The 1476-nt window shown below is 57.4% G+C and carries 1 protein-coding gene and 1 pseudogene; both read left to right on the top strand.

The features are described from left to right. The first annotated feature begins 172 nt into the window (after nt 1–172). Nucleotides 173–283, top strand: a pseudogene (locus EOL86_14860) (serine protease). Nucleotides 284–759: 476 nt separating this feature from the next. Then, a partial coding sequence (locus EOL86_14855; GenBank protein ID NCD26849.1) for a hypothetical protein occupies nt 760–1476 on the top strand: 717 nt, incomplete at its 3' end.

Genomic DNA, 1476 nt, shown 5'->3' with positions numbered 1-1476 from the left:
AACGACGCTGGGTACCGACGCGATCAAGACAATCAGCGACCTGTTTGCGCGGCAATCTTGGACGGCCATCAAAGACCTGGCCGGCACGTGGGGGGTGTCCGCATCGTCGCTAGATTCGTTGATGGGGTGGGGGCGCGGGACAGCGGATGATGTTTTCAGGCGCGCTACGTCGACAACCAATACAGGGTCTACAACCAATACGGGCTCGACAACCAATACAGGGTCTACAACCAATACGGGCTCGACAACCAATACAGGGTCTACAACCAATACAGGGTCGACGACGCAGCGCCCGGCGCAGAGCGGGGTCGACTGGATCGTCAAGGATTATGTCGCCAAGTATGGGACAACAAACGCCGCCAACTGGAGAATCTATAACTGGGCGAAAGCCAATAACGCGTCCGTAAACCAGCTTGCTAAGGCCACCGGCGGTACAATAACGCATTTAGAACAATGGATTGCAGGCCAGAAATTGACTAAACTCCCGCGCTACGCGGCGGGCGGATTACATGCCGGCGGCTTACGACTTGTTGGCGAGGAAGGCCCCGAGCTTGAGGTCACGGGACCGTCCAGGATCTGGAACGCCGGAGACACAAAGGCACTGCTCTCCGGATGTGGCGACGGCACCGCATCCGAGGTTAGGGCACTGCGTGATGACCTTCGGGCCATTGGTCGGGCGCTGGCGAAGAACACCGCTGACACTGCGAAACTGATGCAACGATGGGACGGTGACGGTATGCCCGAAGTGAGGGTCGCATAATGAAAGTTTTAACTCCAATTTACATCACGCCCGCGATGCTCACATCGAGCACGGTGGCAGAGACAGACCATGCTAACTGGGTGGTTGACACAGCGTACACCGCAGGCCAAAAGGTCATCCGGTTGACCACGCACCGGATATATGAGGCCCTGACCCCAACGACAGGCGACACGCCTGAGACAAGCCCGACGAAATGGTTAGACCTGGGCGCAACGAATAGATGGAAGGCTTTTGACCAGAAGGTCGGAACCGCAACAACGCAGACAGACTCTATGGAGTGGGTTATCAAACCAGGGCAGACCATCGGCTCAGTCGGGATGCTCGAACTTGTGGCCGAATCGGTAAGGGTGCAGGTGTCCGATGTCACAGACGGGCTTGTTTATGACCGCACACAGACATTGACCGGGGCGATCACATCCGCAGATTGGTTCACCCATTTTTTCGAGCCGGTGTCGCGTCGCCCGTTCGCCCTGTTTCCCGACCTCCCAAGCTACCGCGACCCGACTATCACCATCACCGTGTCCGGGCTTGCTGGTGAGACCGTAGAATGTGGCGTGTGCTTGCTTGGGACATACACCGAGTTTGCGGACGCGGTTCGGTACAAGGCAAGTGCGGGGATTGTGGACTACTCGAAAAAGACAGTGGACGATTTCGGCAACGTCCAGATTACCGAGCGGGCATTTAGCAAGCGGGCGTCCTGGCAAATGCTTGTTGCC

The sequence above is a fragment of the Deltaproteobacteria bacterium genome (assembly GCA_009930495.1).
GTDB lineage: Bacteria > Desulfobacterota > Desulfovibrionia > Desulfovibrionales > Desulfomicrobiaceae > Desulfomicrobium.
This window is presented reverse-complemented; position numbering and strand designations above follow the sequence as displayed.